Genomic DNA, 6,589 nt, shown 5'->3' on the forward strand with positions numbered 1-6,589 from the left:
AAGCACCCAATTATGGGTGCTTATAATAATCTATAAATTTTACTTGGCCTTCCACGGGTGGCGTTAGCCTCTTCACCAACACATTGTGCCAAATCAACTTCGCACATATAAGCAACTATACGCCGTACATTACGCTCTGTCATCTCGAGATGTGTCGCTAAATCCTTTGTTGTAAACTCTTGCCATCCCATTCTTTTAATGAGAGCCAATATCTTTTTATATGTTTTTACGCTGATTGTTCCTTTTTTTAACTTTTTGAGAAGCGTTTCATTATGTGTACGGCTGTCATATTGTAGTTCTTTTTGTTTGCCTGGAGATTCAACAATATTTCCATTATCTTGAACAATTACAATTTTTCGTTTTTTCGTTGCCTTTGAATGTTGAATAGCCCGAAAAGCATTGATTTCTGCCGAAAAGGCAGTCTCGCCAAAGCCAATTCCAACGGCAACAGTAGTATCCGCTTCAAAAGCCAACTTTTGAACGGTATTTTCGAGCGTCATAATTTCCCTCTGAATGGCACCGCGTGAACTAATAATCATATATCTGCCGTTTCCTTTTTCTGATAAAGAACCATTTAGTTTTTCACAAAGTTGAATCAACATTTCTTTTAGCCGGAGCTCTAAGTACTGTAAATGATAAGGAGTTTTCATCTCCTCTGCCACTCTGTTAAAATATTCAACTTCAATGATTTCAATTCCGATTTGTGTACCTTTAAAGTAGGAAGACCTTACTTTTTCAGAAAGTATCCGAAGCGTTTGCCGTATTTCCATCTTACTACTCGACATCTTATAGGCTGGAATTCCTTTTTCTCGTAAAGCTTCACACACTGACGGAAAACAAGTTAAAGCGCCTTCTGTCTTTCCCCTTTTCCATAAATCTAAATGAAAATTTAATAATTCATTCGTATCAACATTTAAATCATACTCTTTCGTATAAACCTTTGGGATTTTTAAATTTATTTGTGACGTCGCTTCCTCACTAATATTATTTAAGAGCATCGTATCAATACTAAGCTGCTCAATAATTTTTCCTTGCTCATAGATCATCTCTAAATAATATCTATAAAAGCCTGATTCCGTTGCAGGAACATGAACCATGATTTTATCCGTATCTAGGGTTTTTTTTGCAATTTCATAGGGAAGTGGACCAGAAAAAAGCCAAGCATGTACATGAGAATTATGTTCTCTAACAATTTTCTCTACCTCTTCGGTTTCTTCATAGGAAAAAGAGATGAATTCCAGCTCAGTTTTATATTCTTCTGCAAGTTCTATGATTGCTTCTATAGATGTTTTTAGACCGACTACCCCGATTTTATGCATTTGTATAATCGACTTCCTTTATCAATAGACTCCCCGTAATTGTAAGCACTGGCCAAATTAAGGCAGAGTAAATTTACTCTTCTAATGAAAATGCCTTTTTTGATTGATACCAATATAATAGCATATTCGAACTTTTCACATCATCACTCTTTGTAGTCTACATATAAATTTTAGAAGAAGTTTTTCAGAATAAGCTAAGAAAAAATATTTAGAAAATAGATGGCTATGAAGGAAAAGGGGATTATATGGTCTCTTTATAGAGTAGTTTCGGTTAAGATGCCTTAAAATCTTAAAATCCTTATATTTAATCTATAATATAAAGAACCGAGCACCTGAATGGATACTCGGTTAATCATCAATATCCAAAAATTTTAGCAAAATTAGTGATGGAGTTGATGGTTTTAAAAGAAGGTGAATCCTATTGTTGATTCCATTGGGCTAAATCCAATGGTTTTAAATGTTTTATTTATTTGATTTTCACTCTTTGTAATCGAAGTGCGTTTAAAACGACAGATACGGAGCTGAAAGCCATTGCTGCGCCGGCAAGCCAGGGTGCAAGGAACCCTAATGCAGCTATCGGGATGCCAAGCGTATTGTATGCAAATGCCCAGAATAGATTTTGTTTGATATTCCTTATGGTTTTTTTACTCATTAGGATGGCATCTGCAATACTATTTAAATCTCCTCGCATAAGAGTAATATCGGCTGCTTCCATCGCAACGTCTGTACCAGTGCCAATTGCCATTCCAATATCAGCAACAGCAAGTGCAGGGGCATCGTTTATGCCATCGCCGACCATGGCAACTTTTCTTCCCTGATTTTGAAGTTTTTTAACCTCTTCTGCCTTGCCTTCAGGTAAAACCTCCGCAATTGCAGAGTCTATCCCCACTTCCTCAGCAATTGCCTGAGCCGTACGCTTGTTATCCCCTGTGATCATAATGACTTCGATCCCCAATTGTTTTAAGCGGGTGATTGCACTTCTGGAAGTTTCTTTTATTGTATCCGCAACTGCAACGATACCTGCATATTTGCCATCTATCGCAACAAGCATTGCCGTTTTTCCATTTCGCTCAAGATTTTCCATCTCGAGTTTAGCTGATTGGACATTTATATCGTATTTATCCATTAATCTACTTGTACCGATAAGGAGGTATTTTCCTTCCACTTTTGCTTTAATGCCATAACCGGGAATAGCCTCAAACTCCTCCGGATTAAATAGAGTGATTCCTTTATCTTTTATTCCACTCACAATCGCTTCGGCCAATGGATGCTCGGACTGTCTCTCAGCAGATCCTGCCAGCTGGAGAAATGTTCTTTCTTCAACTTGGCCACTTGTAACCACATCTGTTAAAACCGGTTTGCCATGTGTTACGGTTCCAGTTTTATCAAGGACGACTGTTGTGATTTCATGTGTAAGCTCCAGGTGCTCCCCGCCTTTAAAAAGAACCCCATATTCCGCTGCCCGGCCAGACCCTGCCATTATAGAAGTTGGCGTGGCCAGACCCAGGGCACATGGACATGCAATCACCAGGACGGCAATCAATTTTTCGAGTGCTTCAGCAAAATTCCCTGGACTTACCCATATATACCACACCAGAAAGGTAACAGCTGCTATAGTCACCACAATGGGAACGAATATACCAGAGATTTTGTCTGCCATTCGCTGTATGGGTGCTTTGGAACCCTGCGCTTCTTCAACCACTTTAATAATCTGTGATAGTGCTGTATCTTTGCCAACTTTAGTGGCTTTAATTTTCAGAAATCCATTTTTATTTAAGGTGGATCCAATTACTGTGTCGCCTGCCGTTTTATCAACTGGCACGCTTTCACCCGTCAGCATTGATTCATCCAATGCTGACTGTCCCTCGATAATTTCACCATCGACCGGAATTTTTTCACCCGGTTTTACATAAATGATCTCCCCGGCAATAACTTCATCAAGGGGAACTTCAATTTCTTCACCTTCCCTTAAGACAGTAGCTGTTTTTGCCTGAAGACCCATAAGCTTTTTGATTGCTTCAGAGGAACGCCCCTTAGCCCTCGCTTCAAACAGCTTGCCTAAAATGATTAATGTTATGAGGATAGCACTTGTTTCATAATAAAGCTCCGCTATATGTCCATTGCCCCCAATTGATAAAAATGATTGATATAAACTATAGAAAAAAGCGGCAGATGTACCCAGGGCAACCAGCACATCCATATTGGCGCTTTTATTTTTTAATGCCTTATACGCTCCGGCATAAAATTGCTTTCCTATGAAGAATTGCACTGGAGCTGCAAGCGCCAGCTGGACCCACGGATTCATAAACATTTCTGGAACGTAAATAAATGAGGTAAACTCAAAATGTCCCACCATAGACCAAAATAAAGGGATAGAAAGAATTAACGAGAAAATGAACTTGCCTTTTTGCTTTTCAATCTCTTTTTCCCTATAACCTTCGATATCCTGGTCATTATCCGTTTTTACTTTCGCCTGATATCCCAAATTCTCCACTTTTTTTATCATATCCTGTACAGAAACTTGCTCAGGATTGTATTCAACAGTCCCCGTTTCGAGAGCCAAATTAACCACTGCATGTTTAACACCAGGAAGTTTATTAAGGACTTTTTCAATTCTTCCTGAACAGGCTGCACAGGTCATCCCCAGCAATTCAAACTCTGCTTTCTCCGTTACTACTGCATAACCAAGATCCTCAATTTTTTCCTCAAAAGCGGCAACAGAAGTTACTTCCGGATTATATTTTATGGCTGCTTTTTCCAATGCGAGATTGACACTTGCTTCCTGGACACCATCCAGCTTATTTAGCCCCTTCTCGATTCGAGAAGAGCAGGCTGCACATGTCATTCCCGATATCGGAAGGTGAACCTCCTTAAGGGCCGCATCACCCATAACTCCCACTCCTTTATTTACGAAGTTACCTTACATTTATATACTATACCCCACTACCCTATATGTCAATCAAAATAAATTAGGCAAATTTCTTATTTGTAAAAAAAGAGAACGTGTATTTTATTCACACGTTCCTGCCCGATTAGATTACTCTACATCATAACCTTGATCGTCAATCGTTTCTTTGATTTGTTCAATTGATACTGAAGATGAGTCAAATTGAACCTGCACCTTGCCATTCTCAAGGTCCACTGCTACCTTATCCACACCGGTTAATTTGCCGACACTTCCTTCTACTGCTTTTACACAATGTCCGCATGACATTCCGCTTACTTTCAAAGTTACGCTATCCATATTAATGTAACCCCCTATTATTTTTTCATTAACTTTTGAATTGTGACTAAAAATTCATCAAGCACTTCTTGATCGCCTTCATGGATTCTTTCGACCACACAGCTTTTCAAATGGCCTTCCAGCAATAGCTTTGCTACGCTATTCAAAGCAGACTGAGTTGCAGAAATTTGCGTTATTATATCGTCACAATACACGTCTCTATCAATAAGTCCCTTTATTCCGCGTATTTGCCCTTCAATTCGATTTAATCGGGTCGTCAAATTCTTCTTAACTTTTTCTGAATGATGACTTTTTCTCTCTGATTCAATCGAACAGCAGCTGTCAGCAGATAAGTCTTCGTTTTCCAAATCAAAAGCCATTTGATCAGCCTCCTTTGAGTTTATTATATTATACCCCGGTACCCTATGTAAAGTTCTGAAATTCAAAATGGGATAAATTCCGGATTTTTAAGTATAATTTGCCTTTCATGTTATTGAAAAGCTCTGTTTATACTAACGGAAACACAATAAAAAGGAGGCCGCTGATGTGGATAGAAGGCATGAAAATACAGAAGACACTGGCAAAGATTTGTATGGAATCGAAAAAGAAATTAGCCTGCAGTCTGTAAACTTTGCTGCTGCTGAAAATAAGTACTTAAATGAACGAACAGAAAATGAATCCAGTCAGGATATATAGATGAAAAGCCGCCAATGCTGGCGGCCTGCAGTCATTTTAGAATTCCGTTAATTCTGTAATGTCCACTTCAGATCTTTCTTCAAGCGGACCGCGCAAATGTACCGTAGCTGTTCTTCCATCCTCATTCAGCTTGTCGATCCACACAGACGTACCATTGTATTTTACCTCGATTTCTGCTGATGATGAAAGAATTTGCTTCACTCGTTTTGCATCCATAAGAACACTCTCCTCAGGTTTTTTTCAGTTTATTTTTTGCATGGACGAGAAATTTATGCTTAGTTTGTTAAAACGTGTGAAGCAGTCAAATTTTTTTTATGATTTTTAAGTATGTGTCCGAACCGAGGACACATACTTCGGACACAAAAATGCGGGAGAGTGCGGGTTAGAGTCCGAACCCGGGTCTTTTTCTGAAACAAAACTCTGGAATAGGCAGTTGCTGCTTATTCAGGATTAAATAGTTGTCCTATCCTTCCAATACTCTGAATACACTTTGTACAAACAGGTTTTGGCAGTTAGGAGCTGTACATATATGAGCATTTTTCTAGGCTATGTTTTCTTGGGTCTATCGCTTGCAGCGCCAATTGGTCCCATTAATGCTGCCCAATTGGATAAAGGGATAAAGAATGGTTTTTTCCATGCCTGGCTTGTCGGGCTGGGAGCTATGACAGCAGATGCAATTTACATGGCGGCAGTATATTTAGGTGTTGTACATTTTCTGGAGATTCCATTTATGAAAGCTTTTTTATGGTGCTTTGGGTTTTTTATCCTGATTTATACGGGTGTAGAAACTTTAATAAGCTCCGGCAAAGTAGTATCAAGCGTCAGGACTAAAAATGAATCTAAAGTTAAATCCTTCATGTCAGGCTTTCTCATGTCATTGTCAAATCCTCTAACTATACTGTATTGGCTCGGCATCTATGGCTCAATTCTTGCAAAAACAGCTGCTGAGTATGACAAGGCCCATGTTATTTTATACAGCGGAGCAATTTTTACCGGTCTTCTTCTCTGGGATATTACAATGGCAGCAGTCGCAAGCAGCTTTAGAAGATTTTTAACGGGAAAAATTCTCGCTCTAATATCAATACTATCTGGAATTTCCTTGATTGGTTTTGGAATTTATTTTGGATTGCAGGCTTATAAACTTTTGTTTTAAATAACATATCCGGGCAATTCGGAGAAAAAAGATTAAGATTATTTTGAGGTAAAGTATTATTAAAGCTGTGCTCCAGTTTAATTATTTGCATTGAACAGATTTCGTTTAGATAGAAAAGCATTAAGTAGAGCAGCACCTATATCTTCCTCGATAAATCACCAATTAGGTTTTTCTATTCTAAAAATCATGAAACAACAT

The 6,589-nt window shown here is 38.6% G+C and carries 7 protein-coding genes; 2 read left to right on the plus strand and 5 right to left on the minus strand.

Annotated features, from left to right (window positions below; translation table 11 throughout):
* Positions 1-20: 20 nt before the first annotated feature.
* The 4 genes from AC6CHU_RS25645 to AC6CHU_RS25660 all read right to left on the minus strand — a co-directional run bounded on the left by AC6CHU_RS25645 (position 21) and on the right by AC6CHU_RS25660 (position 4,922).
* A complete protein-coding gene (locus AC6CHU_RS25645; RefSeq protein WP_159871873.1) occupies positions 21-1,319 on the minus strand; it encodes a helix-turn-helix domain-containing protein in 1,299 nt (432 codons plus the stop codon).
* 466 nt (positions 1,320-1,785) lie between these two features.
* Positions 1,786-4,209, minus strand: coding sequence for a heavy metal translocating P-type ATPase (locus AC6CHU_RS25650; RefSeq protein ID WP_498123139.1), 2,424 nt, complete (start codon positions 4,207-4,209; stop codon positions 1,786-1,788).
* A gap of 147 nt (positions 4,210-4,356) precedes the next feature.
* A complete protein-coding gene (gene copZ / locus AC6CHU_RS25655; RefSeq protein ID WP_159871879.1) occupies positions 4,357-4,563 on the minus strand; it encodes a copper chaperone CopZ in 207 nt (68 codons plus the stop codon).
* Positions 4,564-4,580: 17 nt separating this feature from the next.
* Positions 4,581-4,922 carry a metal-sensitive transcriptional regulator gene (locus AC6CHU_RS25660; protein WP_251284998.1) on the minus strand — a complete coding sequence of 114 codons (342 nt, stop codon included), beginning with the start codon at positions 4,920-4,922 and terminating at the stop codon, positions 4,581-4,583.
* Between the two features lie 166 nt (positions 4,923-5,088).
* Here AC6CHU_RS25660 and AC6CHU_RS25665 point away from each other — a divergent pair, with 166 nt between their 5' ends.
* Positions 5,089-5,238, plus strand: coding sequence for a hypothetical protein (locus AC6CHU_RS25665; RefSeq protein WP_498123140.1), 150 nt, complete (start codon positions 5,089-5,091; stop codon positions 5,236-5,238).
* A gap of 36 nt (positions 5,239-5,274) precedes the next feature.
* Here the strand turns inward: AC6CHU_RS25665 and AC6CHU_RS25670 are convergent, their stop codons facing one another.
* Positions 5,275-5,454: an H-type small acid-soluble spore protein gene (locus AC6CHU_RS25670; RefSeq protein WP_159871885.1), complete on the minus strand. Its 180-nt coding sequence runs from the start codon at positions 5,452-5,454 to the stop codon at positions 5,275-5,277.
* Positions 5,455-5,767: 313 nt separating this feature from the next.
* Between AC6CHU_RS25670 and AC6CHU_RS25675 the strand changes: the two genes are divergently transcribed.
* Positions 5,768-6,391 carry a LysE family transporter gene (locus AC6CHU_RS25675; protein ID WP_498123141.1) on the plus strand — a complete coding sequence of 208 codons (624 nt, stop codon included), beginning with the start codon at positions 5,768-5,770 and terminating at the stop codon, positions 6,389-6,391.
* Positions 6,392-6,589: the final 198 nt, after the last annotated feature.

The sequence above is a fragment of the Cytobacillus sp. GQ23 genome (genome assembly GCF_059758675.1).